Origin of the sequence: Streptomyces sp. NBC_01006, assembly GCF_045162725.1 — a bacterium.
Lineage (GTDB): Bacteria > Actinomycetota > Actinomycetes > Streptomycetales > Streptomycetaceae > Streptomyces.
Genome location: NZ_CP108700.1, coordinates 4,258,207 through 4,280,056, shown reverse-complemented (window position 1 = coordinate 4,280,056; position 21,850 = coordinate 4,258,207). Strand labels below are relative to the sequence as shown.

Sequence of the window (21,850 nt, the reverse complement as noted above, 5' to 3'; positions counted from 1 at the left end):
GGCAGCGTAGTTTTGGAAGCAGTCCACACGCTTCCAGAAAACGCGCCACTGAACAGCACGCGAGGGGTCCCGTTGACCGTCCAGCCGCATCCCAGCCTCCAGCCCTATGCCGACGCGTGGACCCACTCCATCGAGGCGATATCCGAGCTGGTCCTCCCCCTGGCGGAGGGCGAGTGGAACCGGGCGACCCCGTGCCCCGGCTGGTCCGTCCGTGATGTGGTGTCGCACATCATCGGCATCGAGTGCGAGCAGCTGGGGGATCCGCGGCCGATCCACACCGTCGCGAGGGACCTGCGGCACGTGGTCGACGAGTTCAGCCGGTACATGGAGGTCCAGGTCGACGTCCGGCGGCACCACACCGCGCCGGAAATGACCTCGGAGCTCGAATACACGATCATCCGGCGGTCGCGTCAGCTGCGGAACGAGAAGCGGGATCCGGACACCATGGTGCGGGGGCCGCTGGGCGACCAGGTGACCCTGGAGTTCGCGCTGCGGCTGCGGGCGTTCGACGTGTGGATCCACGAGCAGGACCTGCGGGCGGCGCTGGGCGTGCCGGGGAACTGGGACTCGCCGGGGGCGTACGTGGCACGGGACATCCTGCTGGCCGGACTGCCGAAGGTGGTCGCGAAGCTGGCCGGGGCGCCGGCGAACTCGGCCGTCGTGATCGACGTGCACGGGCCGGTGGAGTTCATGCGGACGGTACGCGTGGACGCGCAGGGACGCGGGACGGTGGACGGGACGCCCTCGCTGGGGCCGGCCGTAACGCTGACCATGGACTGGGAGACGTACGTCCGCCTCGCGGCGGGGCGGGTCCGCGCGGGCGCCGTCGCGGACCGGGTGAAGGTCGAGGGCGACGCCGAGCTGGCGGACGCGATCCTGGCCCACTTCGCCGTCACGCCGTAGCCGCCGGGCGGGTAGCCCCCCCCCTCGGCCTCCTGAGAACCGGCGTGCGCGGTTTCTCGTCCCTGTCACGGGCGGGACAGCGCAGCAGCAGGAGGTTCCAGAGGTGTGGTCCAGATTGTCGTCCGCCGCCGTGCCGGAGGCGGAACGACTCGATTGGTTCACCGACGTCATCGCGCAGGAACTCGTTTCCCTCGCGATCCGGAGCGGGCAGCCGGGGAAGTTCTGGGCCGAGGCCTCCGTGCTGGACCTCGGCGGTGTGCAGGTGTCCACCTTCGACTTCAGTTCGCTGCACTCGCTGCGCACGGCCGCCCACGTCCGGCGCAGCGACCCCGAGCAGTACCAGCTCGGGCTCGTCGCCGACGGGACCATGTCGCTCGCGCAGAACCGCCGCGATTCGGGTCTGTTCAGTGGTGACATGGTCCTCTGGGACACCTCGCTGCCCATGGAGTCGCTGGCCCTTCCCGGGGACGGCGGCCTGATCCGGGCCGTGACCCTGTCGTTCCCGCGCAATGCGATGCCCCTGCGCGGCGCCCGGGTCGAGCGGCTGCTCGCGCAGCGCATCCCCGGCGGCCACGGCCTGGGGGCGATCCTCGCCCAGTACATGCTCTCGCTGGCGGCGCACGGCGCGGACTGCGGGCAGGCGGAGCTGAACCGGCTGGGAACGGTCGCCCTCGACCTCGTCGGCGCCTGCCTCGCCGGGCAGCTTGGCGCCGAGGACAAGCTGTCCGCCGAGGCGCGCAGCCGCGCGCTGCTGGAGCGGATCAACGCGTTCATCGACCACAACCTCGGCGACCCGCAGCTGACGCCGTCCGCCGTCGCCGCCCGGCACGGCATCTCGCTGCGGTGGCTCCAGCTGGTGTTCCGGGAGCAGGGGCAGACCGTCGCGGCCGGGATCCGGCAGCGCAGGCTGGAGCGGTGCCGGGCCGATCTCGCGGACCCGGGGCTCCTGACCAGCCCCGTCCACACCGTGGCGAGGCGGTGGGGGTTCACCAACCCCGCCGTGTTCAGCCGGACGTTCCGGGAGGCGTACGGGGTCAGCCCCACCGATTTCCGGCAGTGGGCGGTCGGGGAGGCAGGTGCGCGCAAGATCAACGAGCCCTGCGCTCCCGGCACATCCGCGGGGCTTGGTCCGGCCGTAGATTCGGCAGCCGGTGGCCGGTCGACGATGCCACCATCGCCGGCGGGCCGGGGGGTACGGGGGTCCCTCCCGCCCGTCGCCGGCGGCGGCGGGCAAGCCGGACAGAACGACAAGGGGACTCCATGAAGTTCCGTACGGGCCGCCGAGTCGGCGTTGCCCGTTCCGGGACTACGCGGGCGCCCGCCGCGGGGATTCGGCCGGGGCCGGGGACGCGGATGCGGCCGGGGATGCGGATGCGGCCGGGGATGCGGATGCGGCCGGGACCGCGGTCAGGCGGGTGCGCTCGCGGGTCAGGGCCTGGGGGCGCAGGCGGAGGATCTGGGTGAGGCCCAGGAGCTCCACGACGAAGACCGACGAGAAGGCGATCCGGTAGTTGTCGCCGGTGGCGTCCAGGAGGAGGCCGACCGCCAGCAGGGTCGTCATCGAGGCCAGGAAGCCGCCCATGTTCGTCAGGCCCGACGCGGTGCCCTGGCGCTCCGGCGGGTTCGCCGGGCGGGCGAAGTCGAAGCCGATCATCGAGGCCGGGCCGCAGGTGCCCAGGACGACGCACAAGGTGACGAGCAGCCACATCGGGGCGTGCGGGCCGGGGTAGGCCAGGGCCGAGGCCCACAGGGTGGCGGTCAGCGCGACCGTGCCCAGGGCCAGCGGGATCCTGGCCGACTGGCGGCGGCCGATGAGCTGGCCGTACACGAGGCCGAAGCCCATGTTCGAGGCCACCACCAGGGTCAGCAACCCCGCCGCGGTGGTCCGCTCCAGCCCCTGGTCCTCGACCAGGAACGGCATGCCCCACAGCAGCAGGAAGACCATCGCCGGGAACTGCGTCGTGAAGTGCACCCACAGGCCCAGGCGGGTGCCGGGTTCCCTCCAGGAGTCCCGGATCTGGCGGCGTACGAAGCCCCGGCCCACGAGCCCCGCCGACGAAGGTTCGTGGCCTTCCGGGTGGTCCCGGAGGAAGAGCGTCAGGGGGATCAGGACCACCACGCCGGCCACCGCGCTGCCCGCGAACGCCTGGACCCAGCCGACCCCGTGCAGTACGGGGGCCAGCACCAGCGTGGAGACCAGGTTGCCGGCCATGCCGACCAGCCCCGCCAGCTGCGCCATCAGCGGGCCGCGCCGGGCCGGGAACCACCGGGTGCCCAACCGCAGGACGGATATGAAGGTCATCGCGTCGCCACAGCCCAGCAGGGCGCGGGCCGCGAGGGCCATCCCGTACGAGGGCGAGAGCGCGAAGCCGATCTGGCCGGCCGTGAACAGGACCGCGCCCAGCGTCAGCACCTTCTTGGTGCCGAGCCGGTCCACCATCAGTCCCACCGGCACCTGCATGCCCGCGTACACCAGCAGTTGGAGGATGGAGAAGGTCGAGAGCGCCGAGGCGTTGACGTGGAAGCGATCCGCCGCCTCCAGCCCGGCCACGCCCAGACTCGTACGGAAGATCACCGCGACGAAGTAGACAGCGACGCCGATGGACCAGACGGCCACCGCCTTCCGGCCGCCCGGGGGATCCCGGAAGACGCCGGTGCCGCCACTGACTCCGTTCACGCCGTTGACGCCGCTCTCGCCGTTCCCGCTCACCGGCCCGTCCCCCGCACCAGCGCCTCGACCCGGCCCACGTGGCCCCGTACGGCCGCGGCCGCCGCCTCCGCGTCCCCGGCCCGCAGCGCCCGAAGGATCTCCGCGTGCTCGGCCAGCGTCCGCTCCACCCGCTCGGGGTGCGCGTGCAGCAGGGCCACGCCCATCCGCAGCTGCCGGTCGCGGAGCTGGTCGTACAGCCGGCTCAGGATCTGGTTGCCGGCGCTGCGCACGATCTCGGCGTGGAAGCCCCGGTCGGCGGCCATCATCGCCGCGAGGTCGCCCTCGGCGGCGTGCTGGCGCTGCTCCTCCAGCAGTTCGGCGAGCCGCTCCAGCAGGCCGGGCGCCGTCGGCACGGCCCTGCGTACGGTGAACTCCTCGACCAGCAGCCGGGTTTCGATGACGTCGGCGATCTCCTGCGCTGAGACCGGCAGCACCAGCGCGCCCTTCTTCGGGTACAGCTTCAGCAGCCCCTCGGTCTCCAGCCGCAGCAGCGCCTCGCGGACCGGCGTACGGGACACCCCTACGGCGTCGGCGAGTTCGCCCTCGGTGAGGAGGGTGCCGCCCTCGTAGCGGCGGTCCACCAGCACGGCCTGCTTGACGTGTCGGTACACGCGCTCGGCGGCGGTGGCGGCGGCTTGGACGGGGGGTGCGGCTGACGGCATGCGCACAGGATAGATACATGAAGGGTGCACCGGTCACCCCGTCCGGGATGTGGACGTCAACTCCGCACCGCTGCATCGAAGGGTGTACCCGGGCTTCGTCCGGCCGCAGGACGCCGGCGGGCCCGCGCGCCGGGACGCTGAGGTCATGGCCCACACCACCCTCGCCTCGCCCGATGTGACCGAGACCCGACTGCCCCTCCTCGACGTCCTGCGCGGTGCCGCCATCCTCGGCACGCTCATGACCAACGTCTGGATCTTCGCGTCCCCAGGCTCCGAGTGGGGCGTGCTCCAGGGCGGCCTGAACCCGCCCGACCCGGTCGCCGACCCCTCCGCCGCGAACATCGCCGAGAGCCTCTTCCGCTTCCTCGCCGACGGGAAGTTCCTCTCCCTGCTGACGATCCTGTTCGGGGTGGGCCTGGCCATCCAGTACGACTCCGCCGCGCGCCGCGGCGAGCCGTGGCCCGGACGCTACCCGCGGCGGGCAGCGTTCCTCTTCCTGGAGGGGACCGTCCACTTCGTCCTGGTCTTCGCCTGGGACGTGCTGATGGGGTACGCCGTCACCGCCCTGCTGGTGGCCCGGCTGCTGGCCCGCTCCGAGAAGGTGCGGCGGGCCGCGATGTGGACCGCGGGCGGTCTGCACCTGACCCTGATCGGTCTCCTCACGCTCAGGAGCCTGGCCCGGCCGGAATCCGGGCCTGCCGCGGGCCTCGATCCGGCCGCCGTCCGGCTGTACGCCGAGGGCGGCTACCTCGACCAGATCGCCTTCCGGCTCGGCCACGCCCCCGCGCTGCGCATCGAGCCCGTCTTCTCCTTCGGGCTGCTGGTCTTCCTCTTCCTCCTCGGGGTCCGGCTCCACCGCGCCGGGGCCTTCGCCGCGAGCGCCGACGGGCGCCGGATCCGGGTCCGGATGGCCGGGTGGGGTCTCGGCCTCGGGCTGCCGCTGGGAGCCGCCGCCGCGCTGGGCGGCCCCGACTTCTTCGTCCTGGGGCGCTACGGGATCGCCCCGCTGATCGCCGTCGGGTACATCGGCCTGATCGGCTGCGCCCTGGACCGCTTCCGGGTCCCGGGGGCCGGAGCCCTCGGCTCCGTCGGGCGCACCGCCCTGTCCTGCTACGTCGGCCAGAACCTGCTCTGCATGCTGCTCTGCTACGGCATCGGGCTCGGGCTCGCCGACCGGCTGGGCGGGAGCGGGCCCTGGTGGGTGATGGGCCTGTGGGCGGGGGTCGGCCTCGTCCTGGTCGCCGCGTCGCGGCTCTGGCTGCGCCGCTTCGAGCGGGGCCCGCTGGAGGCCGTACAGCACTGGGCGCTCAGCTCCCTCGGGCCCCGTCGGCCGCGCCCGTGACCTCCACCTCCAGGACGAACTCGTCGTACGGGGCCTCCTGCGGATACGGCGGCCGGATCTGCGCGAAGCGGATCCGGGCCCGCCCGCCCGGGCAGCGGCCCCGGACCACGTACGCCCGCTCCAGCGGGGCGCCGGGCAGGATCTCCACGGGCGGCGCGGGCCCGCTCACATCGCTGACGGAGACGGCGTCCGCGTCCCCGGTGACCTGCCAGGTCCACACGTACCCGCGCGCCCCGCGGCCGGTGAGCCGCAGCTCGTACGACTCACCGGCGCCGAGGACGATCTGGCGTACCTCCACCCGCGAAGACCTCCCGGCTCAGGCGGGGCCGATCACCGGCCCCTCGTGCCAGCCCGCCCTGTCCCGCCAGTAGTGCTGCAGCTGCCGGTCCGTGCGCAGGACGATGACCTCCAGGTTGAACCCGAAACTGCCCTGGAGCATCCCGGTGACGGCGAGCGCGTCGTGGCCGAAGACGGCGCTGCGGCTCCAGGCGGAGCCGGAGGCGTTGCCGCGCCACCAGTGCTCGACGCGCCCGTCGGCGCCGACCGCGCAGAGCTCGTAGTTCCCGGCGGTGTCCTCGTCGGCCGCCCCGTACTGGGCCTCGATCAGGCAGGGCGCGGAGGTGATCGCGATGCCGAAGACCTCTCCGGGGCGCCAGGCGAAGCCGTTCGGGTCGTCGCGCCACCACAGCTGCATCCGGCCGTCCGTACGGGTGGCGACGAGGTCGAGGTGGCGGCTGCGGGTCTGGACCAGGGCGGGCCCGAAGTGGGCGATGGCGGAGGCGAAGCGGCCGCCGTCGTTCCAGGTCCAGGGGGCGCCGTTGATCCGCCACCAGTGGTTCAGACGGCCGTCGGCGGTGCGGACGACCGCCTCGAAGTTGCCCGGCTTGCCGTAGTCGCTCTGGATGAACGCCGGGGTCGAGCCGATCGCGGCGTCGCCCGGCCCGAAGGCTCCGCCGTCGCGCCAGACGCCGGCGGACTGCTCGTAGTACCAGTGGCGCAGCCGGCCGCCGATGGTCACGTGCAGGGACTCCATGTTCCGGTTGTAGGTGGTCCCGGTGAAGGCGGGCTGGCCGGAGGCGTCGTTCGCGTACGACCGGGCGCGGGCCCACGGGAAGGGGGCGTCGCCCTCGCGCCACCAGTGCTGGAGGCGGCCGCCGCCGGCGGTGGCGCACAGCTCGAAATTACGGTGGGCGCGGCCGTTGCCGCTCTCGTAGACGTTGCCGGCGTGCAGGCGGCGCTTGCTCCACGGGTCGATGTTGGTGCCGCGCAGGCCGCACTTGGCCCAGTAGTCGATGTTGACCTCGCCGTAGGCGATGCGCCCGTACCCGCCGACGTGGTAGCCCGTCCCCCAGGAATTCTTGAACAGCCAGCAGCCGGCGGCGTCGTCGTAGCCGACGATCAGCACGCAGTGGCCGCCCGCGAGGCGCTCGCTCGTGCGGTGGTAGACGCCGGAGCCGAGGCCGAAGAAATCGTCGTACACGTCGAAGCAGGCGGTGAGCGGGCCGACGGTGTCGAGCCAGACCTTCTGCTGCCCGACGTCGCCGAGGCGGACGTAGTCGGTGATCCGGACGGTCCGGCCGGACCGGTCCCAGCTGGGCGTGTACTCGGCGCGCCAGGCGTCGCGGCGGTCGGCCGGGACGGTGGGCGGGGGCGGGGAGTAGGGCCAGCAGTCGGGATCGGCGAGACCGCCGTTGTCCTTGACCCAGTCGAGGGCGGTCTCGGGGTTGGAGCCCTGGCCGCAGGTGAACTTCAGACCGTCGTGGACGTCCCCCTCGGAGCGCTTGGCCCAGACGTTGTGCTCGATGCGGGCCATGGATTCGACGAGGCCCGCGGCCCCGAAGGCCCAGCAGGAGCCGCACGGGTCCTGGTCCTTGACCTTGGTGATCCAGGGCCAGCCCCAGCGGGTGCGCCAGTCGACGGCGGCCGGGCGGGCTCCGAGCCCCGCGGGCGGCGTGTCGGACAGCAGGCCGTGGGCGGCGCGGCGGCGGGTGAGGTGCGGATTGGCGCTCTCGTGGCCGATGAGGGCCCGCAGGTCGATGGCACCGATCTGCTCGGCGGGCGTGAGGTTCGCCCCGGGTTCCAGGCCGAGGGAGGGCCGGGGTACGGGCTCCTCGTCGGCGAGATGTTCGATGACGGACCAGCGCGCTCGCCGCGATACGAGCTGCGCGCGTAGCTCCCCCACCGTCTGGACAGACTCCTCCGGCATGACCGGCCCCCCAGCTGACACCGTTCGTATGCGAGACCCGGGAGCGTCCATCGGGTGGCGGGGCGCGTCAAGGGTGTCTGCACGGTCGCGCGGGCGCACGGGGGGTCGTACGAGACGCCCGTCCGCCCCCGGCGTCGGAGGGACGCCGGGGGCGGGGGGTGGGGCCTATTCCGCCGGGGCGGGGGCGGCGGCGGCCGGCATGCCGGGCAGGCCGAGGCCGGTGAACAGGGCGACCACGGTGGCGCCGAGGTCGTTGACGACGTCGTTGGCCTTGGTCTTGGCGTCGGTGGCGCGGCCGTTGGGACCGGCCGCCTTCGCGACTTCGTCGACGGAGGCCTTGAGGTGGTCGACGGCGGTGACGAGGTCCACGCGGGCGGGGTCCACGGCCGTGGGCTTCGCGGCGACGACCGGAGCGACGGCCGGGAGCGTGACGGGCTGCGCGACGGCGGCGGGCGGCTTGGCGGCCTCGACCGGCGGCTTGGCCATCTCCACGGGCGGCTTCGCCACTTCCACGGGCGGCTTGGCGGCCTCCACGGGCGGCTTCGCCACCTCGACGGGGGGCTTCGCCACTTCCACGGGCGGCTTGGCCGCTTCCACGGGCGGCTTGGCGGCCTCGACGGGCGGCTTCGCAGCCTCCACCGGGGGCTTCGCAGCCTCTACGGGCGGCTTCGCAGCCTCCACCGGCGGCTTCGCGACCTCCACGGGCGGCTGCGCCACCTCAACCGGCGGCTTCGCGGCGTCCACCGGCGGCTTCGCAGCGTCCGCCGGCGGCTTCGCAGCGTCCACCGGCGGCTTCGCAGCGTCCACCGGCGGCTTCGCAGCGTCCGCCGGGGGCTTCGCCACCGATGCCGGGGGCTCGTCCGCGGGCGGGTTCGGCAGGACCACCGGGGTCACCGACACGTTCGCCGGCGGCTTGGCCACGGCCTCCGGCACGGCGGGCGCCGCCGGCGCCGCGGGCGCCGCCGGGGCGGCCGCCGCGAAGGTCTGCTTCAGGCCGGCGAGCGCCGCGTCGATCTTCTGCTTGTGCGCGGCGAGGTCCGCCTCCGGGAGCTTCCCGTCAGGCGACTTCAGGACCTCCCCGAGGAAGTTCGTGACCGGGGTGATCAGGCTGCCGGCGGACCCCAGGGAGGCCACCTGCGCGGTGAGCGCCTCGGCACCGGGGACGGCCTTCTTCGCCACCGGCGCCGACGGAAGCGTCGGGGCGACGGCCGCACCGGCCAGGGCGGGGGAAACGGACAGCAGCGTCACGCACAGGGCGGCGGGGAGGGTGTAGCGGGTGATGCGGTGCAAGATCTCTCTCCTGTTCAGAGTGGATGGGGCAGGGGTTGTGCCCCTGTCCACTCACCGCCACCCGGTCACATTCGGCAACCGGAAACCGGCCCGCGGATCCCGGAAACACCCCCACTCACGCCCTGCCCACCGCCACGACCTGCACGGATCCCTTCACCCCATCGGCTGCGCCGACGGTGCTGCACCCTCGTGAAACCATCACCCTGCGTGACCATCGGCGGTGGCGTCGGAGGGCCCCGTTAGGGTTCCCCCATGGGGACCTGGATCGCGCCGAGCGCTGTCGAGAGAGAGCTGTACGAGGCGAAGAACGCCGGTGAGTGGGGGCGGTATCTCGACGCGCTCGCCCGCGCCGAGCTGTTCCTCCCCCAGCCCCGCGCCCAGATCGATGCCGAGCCCACGCAGGCCCGCTTCTACCCGGTCGGCCACAGCCTGCCCGTCTACACCTGCGGGATGCTGCCCGTCCCCACTCCCGAGACCGTCTTCGTGCGCCAGAGCCTCGCCTGGTTCGCCAACGCCTGGGACCACCGGGACCCCCCGTACCTGGCCGTGAACCCCGGCAGCCCCGCCGAGGCCTACCTCACCACCGGCCCCGCCGACCTCGCCCGCTGGCGGGCCCACTGGGACGCCGCCACCAGCTGGGGCCTGGCCCCCGGCGCCGTCCACGCCCTGCACACCGGCGGGCCCCTGCACGGGCCCGTCGCCCGCGGGCTGGCCGTCGGCGCCCATCTCGCCGTCACCAACGGAGAGTTCTGGAACGCGCTCGCCTACCACGGCTCCGGCTACACCCGCGAGCGCGAGCGCCTGCGCGGTCTGTGGGGCATCACCACCCGCGAGGAATGGCTCGACGTCCTGCACCGCATGCTGAACGCCGAGATCGTCAGCCCCGTCTGGGAGTTCGTCCTGCGCGTCCGCCGGATGCTCGCCTCCGACTTCGCCGGGCCCGTCGACGTCGAGCACTGGCGGCACGCCGCCGAGGCCAGCCTGCGCCGCAGCGCCGAGCGGGCCGCCGAACCGCAGCTCACCCCCGACGGGGTCACGGTCGCCCAGCCGCGCCCCACCGCCGAGGTCGAGGGCGAGGTGGCGGGCGTACAGCGCCTGATCGGCCGCATCGCCCGGTACGAGCAGCGCTTCCGGGCCGACGGGCTGCTCCCCGACGGGGGATACGTTCGGTCCGTCGAGGGCTGGGACATCGGCCGGGCCTCGCAGATGGCCCGCTGGGGCCTCGGCACCCGCTACGGCGCCGTGGAGGAGGTGGAACGCGCCGTGCTCCGCGCCGGTGAGGCGGCCGGCGAGACGTACCGCTCCTGGCAGGAGTTCTCCGCCGGGTACCTCCTCGGCCGGTGCCTGCACTTCGACGAGGAGGAGTTCGGGGAGTGGTACGACAGCTCGCTCGCCACGCACCTCACGCTGACCACCGAGCCGGCCAGCCCATGGCTCAACATCCCCTGGAAGTGAGGGAAGCCGCCGACCTTCCCCAGTAGCGGCGAATCCTTGGACGGGGCCGGAAGACCCCAACTAGCCTCGCCCGCATGACCATTGTGCTGAACGACACGGTACGCAAGCTTCTCGACTCCCCGCACCCGGCGGTGCTCACCACCCTCAACCCCGACGGCGGTCCGCAGAGTTCGGTGGTCTGGGTGACCCGGGACGGCGCCGACGTGCTGATCTCCACCGAGCAGGGGCGCCGCAAGCAGCGGAACATCGCCCGTGACGCGCGCGTCGGGCTGACCGTCTTCGACACGGCCAACCCCTTCCTGTACGTGGAGATCCGCGGCACGGCCACCGTCACCGAGGACACGGGCCGCGAGGTCGCCGTCCGCATCTCGGAGGAGTACCTGGGGCCGGGCGCCGGCAAGGAGTACGCCGAGGCCCCGGCCGAGAACGTCCGCCTCGTCGTGCGCATCACCCCGACCAAGGTGCTCGGCAACGCCACCAAGGCCGGATAGCCGCTTACCCGGCCGCGGTCACGGCAGCTGCGGGCGGACCTCCGACCAGGCGTCGACCGCCGCCGCGAGCGGGTCGCCGTCCGCGAGGTGGGGCCGTACGAGGGCCATCCACGGCAGCAGGAGCTTGATGCGCCGCAGGTGCTGGATGCGGGGTCGCGGCAGGTCGCGCCAGGTGCGGGCCTCCGCGGCCGCCTCCGCCGGGGTCAGGTCGATCAGCGCCAGGGCGTCCCGGCACAGGGCCGCCGGGTCGCCGCCGCGGCCCGGGCCGAACTGCCCGATCAGGTAGCCCCGTACGGCGGCCACCTCGACCGCGCGGTCCAGCGCGTGCGAGCCCTCCCAGTCCGCCTTGCGGTGCGTCGCGGCCAGCGCCACCGTGCCCCAGCGCAGCCGGATCTCCTCGGGCAGCCAGTCACCCTGCATCCGGCCCACGGCCAGCGTCCGCAGGGTCAGCGGATGCGGCTCGTCCAGCAGCGGGGGGCCGGTGGCCAGCCAGGCCTCGATGTCCTCCAGCGCGTGCCCGCCGGGCGGGACGGCGGTCAGCACCTGGCCCCGGGTGAGCAGCGCGACCAGGGCGCCGGTGAGGTGGACCTTGGCCACGTGCCCCGCGTCGAAGAAGGCCACGGTGCGCCCGTACCGCTCGATCCGCCGCAGCCCCAGCCGCAGTTCCCCGACGGCGTAGACCTGCCCGGCGCGCGCGACCCCGCCGAGGCAGCGGACCACGCACACCCCGCCCGTGACGTCGGCCTCCTCGACGGAGTACACCTGCAACTCGGCGATGGCCACTCCCGCCCCCCTTCCCCGGCGGGGAGGCTACCCCCTGCCGGTGTCAGAGCGCCCCGCGGAGCCCCAACCGGACGCGGCTACGCCTCCGGCTCCAGGACGAGGCGGATCTCCGTGACCTCGTAGCCGGCGCGGTCGAAGGCGGCGGCCATGGGGGCGTTGACGGTATCCGTGGTCGCGGTGATGCGCTCGGCGCCGGCGGCCGCGTGGAAGCGGGTGATCTCCGCCAGGACCTCGTCGATCAGACCGCGGCCGCGCTGCTCCGGGACGACGCCCAGGTAGCCGACGTTGCGGTGGTACGGGGTCGCGGAGGGGATGGCCATGCCCGCGAGCGTGCCGTCCGGGAGGTGGGCCAGCCGCCACCAGGAGCGCTCGCCGGGGCAGTCGAGGTAGAACTCCATGTCCGCGCGCGCCAGTTGCCCGGCTTCCATCGAGCGGAGCTCGTTCTGCGTGTGCAGGTCCAGGCTGCCGGCCGAGAGGCGGGTGAAGGCGTCGAGGAACTCCTCGTCGGTGCCCTCGCGGAAGACCAGCCGCCCGGTCGGCTCGGCAGTCCCGGCAGCCGGGGTCCACTCGTAGCGCAGCCGCTCGATCTCCCGGGTCAGCCCCGCCTCGTACGCGGCCTTCTGGCGCCAGGCGACGGCGTCGACGAGCTCGGGGCGGGTCCGCCAGTCGCCGGGCAGTGAGACGTTGTAGAGCGGGAGGTTCCCGAAGGCCTCGTGCCCGGCGGCGAGCAGCCCGGCGGCGAGTGCGGCCGGGTCGGCGACGGAGTCCCGTATCTGGAGGCAGTCGAGCGCGATGGGCCGCTCGCTGTCGGCGCGGCCCCACCACAGCGCGCGGCCCAGGACCTCGCCGTCCTCGTCCTCGGCGAACCAGATCCACTCGGGCCGGAACTGGTTCCCGGCGAGCTCCTCGCGGATCTTCTCGGCGGACAGGGCCTCGACGGGCCCGTCGGCCGGGTAGGCGAGGGCGCGGTCGATGTCGGCGGGGTCTGCGGTGGCAGCGCGGAATCTCATGTCGGTGATCATCGCCGAGGAACCGTACGTCCGGCCAGGCATTTGCCGCTCACACGCCGCTCGCGCCGAAGCCCCCCTCGCGGTGCGGTGGCGAGGGGGGCTTCGGGTGCCGGACTGCGGCCGGGTACCGCTACGACCAGGTGACGAGGCGGCGCGGGTGTTCCAGGACGGCCGCGATGTCCGCCAGGAACTTCGAGCCGAGCTCACCGTCGATGAGGCGGTGGTCGAACGACAGCGCCAGGGTGGTGACGTGGCGCGCCTTCACCTTGCCCTTGTGGACCCACGGCTGGAGCTTGATCGCGCCGACCGCGAGGATCGCGGACTCGCCGGGGTTCAGGATGGGCGTACCGGTGTCGACGCCGAAGACGCCGACGTTGGTGATGGTGATGGTGCCGTTCTGCATGTCGGCCGGGGAGGTCTTGCCTTCGCGGGCCGTGCCGACCAGCTCGGACAGGGCCGTCGACAGCTCGCCGAGGGTCTTGGTGTGCGCGTCCTTGATGTTCGGGACGATCAGACCGCGCGGGGTGGCGGCCGCGATGCCCAGGTTGACGTAGTGCTTGAGCACGATCTCCTGGGCCGCCTCGTCCCAGGACGCGTTGACGTCCGGGTTGCGGCGGATGGCCACCAGCACCGCCTTGGCGATGAGCAGCAGCGGGTTGATCCGCAGACCGGCGAGGTCCGGGTCGTCCTTGAGCTCCTGGACCAGCTTCATCGTGCGGGTCACATCGAAGGTGATGAACTCGGTGACGTGCGGCGCGGTGAACGCGGAGCCGACCATCGCCTGGGCGGTGACCTTGCGGACGCCCTTGACCGGGATACGGGTCTCCCGGGCCTCCGGGGCCGCCGTTGCCGCCGGCTGGACGGGTACCGGTACGGCCGGAGCCGGCGCGGGCACCGCCGCCTGCGGGGTGATCGCGGCCGCGGCGGCGGCGTGCACGTCCTCGCGGGTCACGACCCCGCCCTCACCGGTGGGCACCACGGAGGCCAGGTCGATGCCGAGGTCCTTGGCGAGCTTGCGCACCGGCGGCTTCGCCAGCGGGCGCTCCCCGACGGCGTGGCCGCTGCCACTGCCGTTCAGCCCGGCGGCGGCGGCCGGAGCCGCCTCCGGCTGGGCCGGTACGGCCGGCAGGGCCACCGCGGCGGTGCCGTTCTGCGCGGCCGCCGCGCCCGGCACGGCCTTGCGCGGGCGGCGCTTCGTCGAGGCCTGGGAGACCCCGTAGCCGACCAGGACGGGCTGGCGGGCCGTGGTGGCCGGCTCCTCGGCGGCCTCGGCCGGAGCCGGGGCGGCAACGGGGGCCGGGGCAGCGGCGGCAGCCGCGGGGGCCTCCTCCGCCGCACCCGTCTGCACCGAGATGATCACCTGGCCGACATCGACCGTGGTGCCCTCCTCGAACAGCAGCGCGTGCACGACACCGTCGAACGGGATCGGCAGCTCCACGGCCGCCTTCGCCGTCTCGACCTCGCAGACGACCTGCCCGTCGGTGACCGTGTCACCCGGCTGGACGTACCACTTGAGGATCTCGGCCTCGGTGAGGCCCTCGCCCACATCGGGCATCTTGAATTCGCGGATCGTCACGGGAACGCTCTCCTCAGTACGCAAGCGAGCGGTCGACGGCGTCGAGCACCCTGTCCAGGCCCGGCAGGTACTCGTCCTCCAGGCGGGCCGGCGGGTACGGGGCGTGGAAACCGCCCACGCGCAGCACCGGCGCCTCCAGGTGGTAGAAGCACCGCTCCGTGATGCGAGCGGCGATCTCCGCACCCGTGCCCAGGAACACCGGGGCCTCGTGGACGACCACGAGCCGGCGGGTCTTCTCCACCGAGGCCTGCAGCCCGTCGAAGTCGATCGGGGACATCGAGCGCAGGTCCACGACCTCCACCGACTTGCCCTCCTCGGCCGCCGCGGCCGCCGCCTCCAGGCAGACCTTCACCATCGGGCCGTACGCCGCGAGGGTGATGTCCGAGCCCTCCCGCGCCACGCGCGCCGCGTGCAGGGCGTCCGGGATCGCGTCGGTGTCGACCTCGCCCTTGTCCCAGTAGCGCCGCTTCGGCTCGAAGAAGATCACCGGGTCGTCGCTGAGGATCGCCTGCTGGAGCATCCAGTACGCGTCGCTCGCGTTCGAGGGCGAGACCACCTTCAGGCCCGGGACGTGCGCGAACAGCGTCTCCGGGGACTCCGAGTGGTGCTCGACCGCGCCGATGCCGCCCGCGTAGGGGATGCGGATGACGACCGGCATCTTGATCTTGCCCAGGGAGCGGGCGTGCATCTTCGCGAGCTGCGTGACGATCTGGTCGTACGCGGGGAACACGAAACCGTCGAACTGGATCTCGACCACAGGGCGGTAGCCGCGCAGCGCGAGCCCGATCGCCGTGCCGACGATGCCCGACTCGGCGAGCGGGGTGTCGATGACCCGCTCCTCGCCGAAGTCCTTCTGCAGGCCGTCGGTGATCCGGAAGACACCGCCCAGCTTGCCGACGTCCTCGCCCATGATCAGGACCTTCGGATCCTGCTCCAGGGCCTTGCGCAGCGAATCGTTGAGCGCCTTCGCGATGGTGAGCTTCTGTACGGCCATGACGGTCACTCCCCGCCTTCGAAGGAAGCGAGGTAGGCGGCGAACTGGGCGCGCTCCTCGTCGACGAGCGCGTGCCCGTCCGCGTAGACGTTCTCGAAGATCGCCATGGTGTCCGGGTCGGGCATGGCGCGCACGACCTCGCGCACCCGCTTGCCCAGCGCCTCGCTCTCGACCTCCAGGGCCTCGAAGAAGGCCTCGTCGGCCCCGCCGCTCGCCAGCAGGTACGTCTTCAGGCGCAGGATCGGGTCCTTCGCCTCCCAGGCCGCCGTCTCCTCGTCCCGCCGGTACTTCGTCGGGTCGTCGGAGGTGGTGTGCGCGCCCATGCGGTACGTGAACGCCTCGACCAGGGTCGGGCCCTCGCCCGCGCGGGCCCGCGCCAGCGCCCAGCGGGTGACCGCGAGGCAGGCCAGGACGTCGTTGCCGTCCACGCGGACGCCGGGGAAGCCGAAGCCCTGGGCGCGCTGGTACAGCGGCACGCGCATCTGGCGCTCGGTCGGCTCGGAGATCGCCCACTGGTTGTTCTGGCAGAAGAACACCACGGGGGAGTTGTAGACCGCCGAGAAGGTGAACGCCTCTGCGACGTCGCCCTGGCTGGACGCGCCGTCGCCGAAGTAGGCGATGACCGCGGAGTCCGCGCCGTCCTTGGCCACACCCATCGCGTAACCGGTCGCGTGCAGCGTCTGCGAGCCGATCACGATCGTGTACAGGTGGAAGTTGTTGATGTTCGGGTCCCAGCCGCCGTGGTTCACACCACGGAACATGCCGAGCAGGTTCGTCGGGTCGACGCCGCGGCACCAGGCCACGCCGTGTTCGCGGTACGTCGGGAACACGTAGTCGTCGTCGCGCAGCGCGCGGCCGGAGCCGATCTGGGCGGCCTCCTGGCCGAGCAGCGAGGCCCACAGGCCCAGCTCGCCCTGGCGCTGGAGGGCGGTCGCCTCGCCGTCGAAGCGGCGGGTCAGGACCATGTCGCGGTAGAGCCCGCGCAGGTCCTCGGTGGTGATGTCCTCGACGAAGGACAGGAACTCCGCAGCGTCGGGATTGTCCGCTGCGCTGACCCGTTCTCCCTCGGGCGTCAGCAGCTGTACGAGCTGGGGCTCGGCGTTCTGCGCGGTGGCGACAGCCTTGGCAGCGGGGGCCTTGGCGGCGCTCGCCGCGCCTGCCGCCCGCTTGGTGCCGCTGCTGCGTCGCGGCTTGCGCGCGGCAGTGCTCTCCACGGTCACGTGTTGCTCCTCCGTCGGTCCGGCTCCCGGGTTCTCCGGGGTCCAGTGCGGCTCACCTGGATCTGTACCAGCGCACAAGGGTGGGTGCGCGTCGTGTACGGATTCAGGCGTGACAGGTGCCCCGGCAAGTGCCCTGCGCAATGCACGTTACCCAGTGCGCCGCATAACTGCGAAACCCCACTTGACCTGCGTTTTTGCTTGGATTTCCAAGTAAATCGGCCGGGCGGGGAACAACCACTGGTCACAGCCTTGCAGGGGGCCGGAACAACGGCACGTTATCCCGGGTAACGACGTCAGGGAAGGGGTGAGTGTGTGAAACTGAGTTCGTGCGCGAAGACGGAAAAATCAAGGTATTCCTCCTGGACGACCACGAAGTGGTACGTCGCGGCGTCCATGAGCTCCTTTCGGTCGAAGAGGACATCGAGATCGTCGGCGAGGCGGGTACCGCCGCGGATGCCCTGGTCCGCATCCCCGCCACCCGTCCGGACGTGGCCGTGCTCGACGTGCGCCTGCCGGACGGCAGCGGCGTCGAGGTCTGCCGCGAGGTGCGCTCCCAGGACGAGGACATCAAATGCCTGATGCTGACGTCGTTCGCCGACGACGAGGCGCTGTTCGACGCGATCATGGCCGGGGCCTCGGGGTACGTGCTCAAGGCGATCCGCGGCAATGAGCTGCTCAGCGCCGTACGGGACGTCGCGGCCGGCAAGTCGCTGCTGGACCCGGTCGCCACGGCGCGGGTGCTGGAGCGGCTGCGCGACGGCAACAACGGCAAGGGCGACGACCGCCTGGCCAACCTCACCGAGCAGGAGCGGAAGATCCTCGACCTGATCGGCGAGGGCCTGACCAACCGCGTCATCGGCGAGCGGCTGCACCTGGCCGAGAAGACCATCAAGAACTACGTCTCCAGCCTGCTCTCCAAGCTGGGCATGGAGCGCCGCTCCCAGGCCGCGGCGTACGTGGCCCGGCTGCAGGCCGAGAGGCGCGCCTGAGCCCGCGCCGCCTTCGTACGGCGTGACCTCGTGACCCGGCCGTTCCGCGGGACGGTCCGTTCACTCGGGACCAACGTCCCCGATCATCGGGGCGGCCTCCTCTTTTCGGCCGGATCATCCGTACCGGAGAGTAGACGCATGTCTCCGGAGGAACTCCACGCCATCGAACTGCTGGGCCGGGTGCCGTACGGCAGGGTGGCCACCAGCATGCGCGCGCTGCCCTTCCTCGCCCTCGCCCGCCACATCGTGGTGGACGGCAAGGTCGTGCTGAGAATGCACGCGGGCTTCGGCCACCACCAGGCGTGCAACGGCAGCGTGGTGGCCTACGGCGCCGACAACTTCAATTCCGCGGACCCCCGCCTGTGGTCCGTGCAGTTCACCGGAACGGCTCGGATCGTCGAGCCGACCACCCGGGAACTCGAACTATTCGGGCCCGGGCCGCATTTCGTGGACGGCGCGGTCTTCGACCCCGTCCACATGCGAATCGAGCCCCAGTTCGTCACCGTGCACTCCCTGGCCGGAAATCCGGTCAGGGAGTATCAGCACGTCCTCTGAGCTGCGAATTCCCCTACTGGTCACCCAGGGGGTTATTCGGCGGTTCCACCGGCGGGCTCACGCTCTTCGACGGCGACGAGGACGGCTTCGACGAGGACTTCGACGGACTGCTCGACGGCGAGGTCGACGGGCTCGTCGAAGGCGACGTGGACGGGCTGGTGCTCGGAGTGAACTTGCTGCGGCTCGGCGACGTGGACACGTGGTCCTCCGACGAACGCGACGACGGCGTCTCCTGCGAGGGCGGGCTCTGCTGCTCGGACGGAGTGGTCTGCTGGCCGCTCGAAGAACTCTGGACGGCGGGCGGAGTGCTGTCGTCCTTGTTCTTGTCCGACACCGAGTTGACGGCGTACGCCACGCCGCCCGCGATCGCGACGATCGCGAGCACCGCGAACAGCCACAGCTTCCAGCGGCTGCTGCCGCGGTCGTCGTAGCCGTCGTACCCGTCGTGGCCGCCCTGCCCGCCGCCGTGGCCGCGGTTGTCGTACCCGCTCCCGCCGGGGAAGGCCGAGCCGTCGTCCGGGTTCAGCGGCGGCACCATCGGCTGCTGGAACTGCGAGGTCGTGGCGTGCGCCGCGTACGGCTGCTGCCCGCCGGTCTGGCCCATCGGCATCGCCGTGGTCTGCGCCCCGCCGCGCCCGTGGGGCAGGGCCATGGTGACCGGGCCGGTGTTCCAGGTGCCGGTGTTCGCGCCCTGGTCGTGCAGCATCTGGAGCGCGTACTGGACCAGCCCGCGCATCTCCTCGGCGCTCTGGAACCGGTCGTCCGGGTCCTTGGCGAGGGAGCGCATGACGAGCCCGTCGAGCTCCTGCGGGATGTGGTGGCCCTCCGGCAGCTGCGAGGGCGGAACCGGTGCGTCCTGCACGTGCTGGTAGACCACCGACAGCGGGGTCTCGCCGGTGAACGGGGGCCGCAGCGCGAGCAGTTCGTACAGCAGGCAGCCCGTCGCGTACAGGTCGGAGCGGTGGTCCACCGCCTTGCCGAGCGCCTGCTCGGGCGACAGGTACTGCGGGGTGCCCATGACCATGCCGGTCTGGGTCATCGTCGACTGGGCACCGTGCAGGGCGCGCGCGATGCCGAAGTCCATGACCTTGACCGCGCCGGCGTCCGTGATGATGACGTTGGCGGGCTTGATGTCGCGGTGCACGATGCCGTGCTGGTGCGAGTACGCGAGGGCTTCCAGCACGCCCGAGACGATGATGAGCGCCTGCTCGGGGCCCGGGGCCTCGGCGCTGATCAGCAGATCGCGGATGGTGCGGCCCTCGACCAGCTCCATGACGATGTACGGGACGGTATTGGGGCCGACCTTGTCCTCACCGGAGTCGTACACGGCGACGACGGCGTGGTGGTTGAGCCCGGCGACCGACTGCGCCTCACGCGTGAAGCGGGCCTTGGAGACCGGGTCCTCCGCCAGGTCGGCGCGCAGCAGCTTCACGGCGACGGTCCGGCCCAGCCGGACGTCCTCGGCGGCGAACACCTCCGCCATGCCGCCGCGGCCCAGGCGGTGGGTGAGCCGGTAGCGGCCGTCGCCGACCAGGCCGCCGGCGCCCCAATGCTCAGGACCGTCGGCCATCCCGGCGCCGTTTCCCTCGGGTTCGGGTGCCATCAGTCCTCGCCGTCGTCTCTCTCGGCCGCCGCTCAGCGGTAGGTCCATTTCGGGTGCTCCGATGAACGCTACAGCCTCGGAACAGGTCGCCGTTCGGACAATGGCGCGCCGTGGCCCCGTGGTCACGGAACGGGCACCTGGCTTGACGTGTGCTTGCCCTCCGGCAGACTGGGCGCCACATGCGCTCAGCCAGAGGCGTTGGGACACATCCCGAGGGGAAGCAACAGTCATGAGCCAGGACGGCACTCAGGGCCAGTACGCGGGCGGCTCTCTGGCCGGTGGCCGTTACCAGCTAAGGGACTTGCTGGGTGCGGGCGGTATGGCGTCCGTCTACTTGGCGTACGACTCGGCGCTCGACCGGCAGGTCGCCATCAAGACCCTGCACAGCGACCTCGGCCGGGAGCAGTCGTTCCGCGAGCGCTTCCGCCGTGAAGCGCAGGCTGTTGCGAAACTGTCGCACACGAACATCGTCTCGGTCTTCGACACCGGCGAAGGCGAAGTGACGTTCAGCGGTCCCGGGGCGGGCGACGCCGCGGTGATGCCGTACATCGTCATGGAGTACGTGGAGGGCCAGCCCCTCGGCTCGGTCCTGGAGGCGGACATCCGCCAGTACGGGGCGATGCCGGCCGACAAGGCGCTGAAGGTGACGGCCGACGTGCTGGCCGCGCTGGAGGTCAGCCACGAGATGGGCCTGGTCCACCGCGACATCAAGCCCGGCAACGTGATGATGACCAAGCGCGGCCTGGTCAAGGTGATGGACTTCGGCATCGCCCGCGCCATGCAGTCGGGGGTCACCTCGATGACGCAGACCGGCATGGTCGTCGGCACCCCCCAGTACCTCTCGCCCGAGCAGGCGCTGGGGCGCGGGGTCGACGCCCGGTCCGACCTGTACTCGGTCGGCATCATGCTGTTCCAGCTGCTGACGGGCCGGATCCCGTTCGACGCGGACTCGCCGCTGGCCATCGCGTACGCGCACGTGCAGGAGGAGCCGGTCGCTCCGTCCTCCATCAACCGCTCGGTCACCCCGGCGATGGACGCGCTGGTGGCTCGGGCCCTGAAGAAGAACCCGAACGAGCGCTTCCCCACGGCCGCCGCCATGCGCGACGAGGTCGCGCGGGTGATGTCGGCCGGTCAGACCGGGGCGCCGGCCATCGTGCCCGGCGCGCACACGGGCGCGAGCGGGGCGGGCGTGAGCTCGGCCGTGTTCCCGCCGGTGGACTCCGGGTTCCAGGCCCCGCCGGCGCAAGGCCTGCAGCAGCCGTACGCGCCGACCCCGGCGCCGTCCCCGTACGCACCGCAGACCCCGCCGCCGGTGGCGCAGCAGCACGGGCAGGGCGGGTACGCGTACCCGCCGCAGCAGCAGCCGGTCACGCACCAGCAGCACCAGCAGCAGTACGCGCCGCAGACTCCGCCGCCGTTCACCATCTCCCCGGCGACCTCCACGGCCCCGTCCGGCGGGGGCGGCGACAAGCGGAACACGCCGGTGGTCGTCGGCGCGATCGTGGTGGCGCTGCTGGCCGTCGGCGGTCTGATCGCGGCGATCTCGATGAACGGCGAGGACGACAAGGGCAAGACCGGCGACACGGCCGCGTCCTCCGGGCCCTCCACGTCCGCCTCGGGCTCGGCCAAGACCGGCTACAAGGGTCCGGACACCTCGCGCACGATCGACGCGGCCAAGTGCAAGGACCCGAGCAAGCACTACAGCGATGCCACCAAGTACACGGCGCCCGACCTGCGCTACAAGAACCTGCTCTCGGTCAAGGCGTGCATCCAGGCCTCCGGCGGCAAGTACAAGATCGTCGACAAGGACGAGGCCGTGTACGGCAAGGACACCGTGCTGGACCAGAGCCCGCGCCCCGGGGACAAGATCGAGAAGGAAGGCACGGAGTACACGCTGACCGTGTCGACCGGCAATCCGGAGTAGGCCCCTCGCTCCACCCGTAGGCCCCCGCGCGGCACGAGCAGGCCCCCCGCGCGGCACGAGCAGGCCCCCGCGCGACACACCCGGCATCCCGGGCGACCCTGATGGGCCGCCCGGGATGCCTGTTTTGCCCCATTATG

19 protein-coding genes are annotated in these 21,850 nt (G+C 72.3%); 8 read left to right on the top strand and 11 right to left on the bottom strand.

Annotation, left to right across the window (positions count from 1 at the left end; all coding sequences use genetic code 11):
• The first annotated feature begins 72 nt into the window (after positions 1-72).
• Together OG509_RS19565 and OG509_RS19560 are read left to right on the top strand one after the other, a co-directional pair.
• Entirely contained in the window at positions 73-903 is an 831-nt protein-coding gene (locus OG509_RS19565) for a maleylpyruvate isomerase family mycothiol-dependent enzyme (protein WP_387285632.1), read from the top strand.
• 103 nt (positions 904-1,006) lie between these two features.
• Complete coding sequence (locus OG509_RS19560) at positions 1,007-2,167, top strand: helix-turn-helix domain-containing protein (RefSeq protein WP_406183719.1); 1,161 nt, start codon at positions 1,007-1,009, stop codon at positions 2,165-2,167.
• A gap of 42 nt (positions 2,168-2,209) precedes the next feature.
• Here OG509_RS19560 and OG509_RS19555 read toward each other — a convergent pair whose 3' ends face one another.
• Together OG509_RS19555 and OG509_RS19550 are read right to left on the bottom strand one after the other, a co-directional pair.
• Positions 2,210-3,580 (bottom strand): nitrate/nitrite transporter, encoded by a 1,371-nt coding sequence (locus tag OG509_RS19555; RefSeq protein WP_406187628.1) that lies wholly within the window; start codon positions 3,578-3,580, stop codon positions 2,210-2,212.
• Between the two features lie 29 nt (positions 3,581-3,609).
• Complete coding sequence (locus OG509_RS19550) at positions 3,610-4,275, bottom strand: GntR family transcriptional regulator (RefSeq protein ID WP_406183718.1); 666 nt, start codon at positions 4,273-4,275, stop codon at positions 3,610-3,612.
• A 145-nt stretch (positions 4,276-4,420) separates the two neighbouring features.
• Between OG509_RS19550 and OG509_RS19545 the strand changes: the two genes are divergently transcribed.
• Positions 4,421-5,617 (top strand): DUF418 domain-containing protein, encoded by a 1,197-nt coding sequence (locus tag OG509_RS19545; protein WP_406183717.1) that lies wholly within the window; start codon positions 4,421-4,423, stop codon positions 5,615-5,617.
• Here OG509_RS19545 and OG509_RS19540 read toward each other — a convergent pair.
• The 3 genes from OG509_RS19540 to OG509_RS19530 form a co-directional block, all read right to left on the bottom strand.
• Positions 5,583-5,915 (bottom strand): protease inhibitor I42 family protein, encoded by a 333-nt coding sequence (locus OG509_RS19540; protein WP_406183716.1) that lies wholly within the window; start codon positions 5,913-5,915, stop codon positions 5,583-5,585. The two genes, OG509_RS19545 and OG509_RS19540, sit on opposite strands and share 35 nt — an antisense overlap.
• An 18-nt stretch (positions 5,916-5,933) precedes the next feature.
• Positions 5,934-7,823, bottom strand: a complete 1,890-nt coding sequence (locus tag OG509_RS19535) for a C1 family peptidase (RefSeq protein WP_406183715.1) — start codon at positions 7,821-7,823, stop codon at positions 5,934-5,936.
• A 165-nt stretch (positions 7,824-7,988) separates the two neighbouring features.
• Complete coding sequence (locus tag OG509_RS19530) at positions 7,989-9,113, bottom strand: hypothetical protein (RefSeq protein WP_406183714.1); 1,125 nt, start codon at positions 9,111-9,113, stop codon at positions 7,989-7,991.
• Between the two features lie 252 nt (positions 9,114-9,365).
• Here OG509_RS19530 and OG509_RS19525 point away from each other — a divergent pair, with 252 nt between their 5' ends.
• Positions 9,366-10,568: a DUF1266 domain-containing protein gene (locus OG509_RS19525; protein WP_406183713.1), complete on the top strand. Its 1,203-nt coding sequence runs from the start codon at positions 9,366-9,368 to the stop codon at positions 10,566-10,568.
• 74 nt (positions 10,569-10,642) lie between these two features.
• Positions 10,643-11,059, top strand: coding sequence for a PPOX class F420-dependent oxidoreductase (locus OG509_RS19520; protein ID WP_385587178.1), 417 nt, complete (start codon positions 10,643-10,645; stop codon positions 11,057-11,059).
• Between the two features lie 18 nt (positions 11,060-11,077).
• Here OG509_RS19520 and OG509_RS19515 read toward each other — a convergent pair whose 3' ends face one another.
• From OG509_RS19515 to pdhA, 5 genes are all read right to left on the bottom strand, one after another.
• Positions 11,078-11,842, bottom strand: a complete 765-nt coding sequence (locus OG509_RS19515; RefSeq protein ID WP_406183712.1) for a hypothetical protein — start codon at positions 11,840-11,842, stop codon at positions 11,078-11,080.
• 77 nt (positions 11,843-11,919) lie between these two features.
• Positions 11,920-12,852 (bottom strand): GNAT family N-acetyltransferase, encoded by a 933-nt coding sequence (locus OG509_RS19510; protein ID WP_406183711.1) that lies wholly within the window; start codon positions 12,850-12,852, stop codon positions 11,920-11,922.
• A gap of 130 nt (positions 12,853-12,982) precedes the next feature.
• Positions 12,983-14,407 (bottom strand): dihydrolipoamide acetyltransferase family protein, encoded by a 1,425-nt coding sequence (locus OG509_RS19505; RefSeq protein ID WP_406187627.1) that lies wholly within the window; start codon positions 14,405-14,407, stop codon positions 12,983-12,985.
• 34 nt (positions 14,408-14,441) lie between these two features.
• Positions 14,442-15,422, bottom strand: a complete 981-nt coding sequence (locus OG509_RS19500) for an alpha-ketoacid dehydrogenase subunit beta (protein ID WP_385587169.1) — start codon at positions 15,420-15,422, stop codon at positions 14,442-14,444.
• Between the two features lie 5 nt (positions 15,423-15,427).
• Entirely contained in the window at positions 15,428-16,642 is a 1,215-nt protein-coding gene (gene pdhA, locus OG509_RS19495) for a pyruvate dehydrogenase (acetyl-transferring) E1 component subunit alpha (protein ID WP_406183710.1), read from the bottom strand.
• Between the two features lie 326 nt (positions 16,643-16,968).
• Here pdhA and OG509_RS19490 point away from each other — a divergent pair, with 326 nt between their 5' ends.
• Both OG509_RS19490 and OG509_RS19485 read left to right on the top strand, forming a co-directional pair.
• Positions 16,969-17,631 carry a response regulator gene (locus OG509_RS19490; protein WP_406183709.1) on the top strand — a complete coding sequence of 221 codons (663 nt, stop codon included), beginning with the start codon at positions 16,969-16,971 and terminating at the stop codon, positions 17,629-17,631.
• Between the two features lie 138 nt (positions 17,632-17,769).
• Complete coding sequence (locus tag OG509_RS19485) at positions 17,770-18,186, top strand: pyridoxamine 5'-phosphate oxidase family protein (protein WP_385587160.1); 417 nt, start codon at positions 17,770-17,772, stop codon at positions 18,184-18,186.
• A gap of 13 nt (positions 18,187-18,199) precedes the next feature.
• Here OG509_RS19485 and OG509_RS19480 read toward each other — a convergent pair whose 3' ends face one another.
• Positions 18,200-19,789, bottom strand: a complete 1,590-nt coding sequence (locus OG509_RS19480) for a protein kinase domain-containing protein (protein ID WP_406183708.1) — start codon at positions 19,787-19,789, stop codon at positions 18,200-18,202.
• A gap of 229 nt (positions 19,790-20,018) precedes the next feature.
• On the opposite strand from OG509_RS19480, the gene OG509_RS19475 reads away from it, so the two are divergent.
• A complete protein-coding gene (locus OG509_RS19475) occupies positions 20,019-21,713 on the top strand; it encodes a protein kinase domain-containing protein (RefSeq protein WP_406183707.1) in 1,695 nt (564 codons plus the stop codon).
• The last annotated feature ends 137 nt before the right edge of the window (positions 21,714-21,850 follow it).

Excerpts from the sequence above, each read along its gene's own strand:
- OG509_RS19500 (WP_385587169.1), bottom strand. The coding sequence starts at position 15,422 with ATGGCCGTACAGAAGCTCACCATCGCGAAGGCGCTCAACGATTCGCTG.
- OG509_RS19505 (WP_406187627.1), bottom strand. The coding sequence starts at position 14,407 with ATGCCCGATGTGGGCGAGGGCCTCACCGAGGCCGAGATCCTCAAGTGG.
- OG509_RS19525 (WP_406183713.1), top strand. The coding sequence starts at position 9,366 with ATGGGGACCTGGATCGCGCCGAGCGCTGTCGAGAGAGAGCTGTACGAG.
- OG509_RS19480 (WP_406183708.1), bottom strand. The coding sequence starts at position 19,789 with ATGGCACCCGAACCCGAGGGAAACGGCGCCGGGATGGCCGACGGTCCT.
- OG509_RS19475 (WP_406183707.1), top strand. The coding sequence starts at position 20,019 with ATGAGCCAGGACGGCACTCAGGGCCAGTACGCGGGCGGCTCTCTGGCC.
- OG509_RS19545 (WP_406183717.1), top strand. The coding sequence starts at position 4,421 with ATGGCCCACACCACCCTCGCCTCGCCCGATGTGACCGAGACCCGACTG.
- OG509_RS19485 (WP_385587160.1), top strand. The coding sequence starts at position 17,770 with ATGTCTCCGGAGGAACTCCACGCCATCGAACTGCTGGGCCGGGTGCCG.
- OG509_RS19520 (WP_385587178.1), top strand. The coding sequence starts at position 10,643 with ATGACCATTGTGCTGAACGACACGGTACGCAAGCTTCTCGACTCCCCG.
- OG509_RS19510 (WP_406183711.1), bottom strand. The coding sequence starts at position 12,852 with ATGAGATTCCGCGCTGCCACCGCAGACCCCGCCGACATCGACCGCGCC.
- OG509_RS19550 (WP_406183718.1), bottom strand. The coding sequence starts at position 4,275 with ATGCCGTCAGCCGCACCCCCCGTCCAAGCCGCCGCCACCGCCGCCGAG.
- OG509_RS19535 (WP_406183715.1), bottom strand. The coding sequence starts at position 7,823 with ATGCCGGAGGAGTCTGTCCAGACGGTGGGGGAGCTACGCGCGCAGCTC.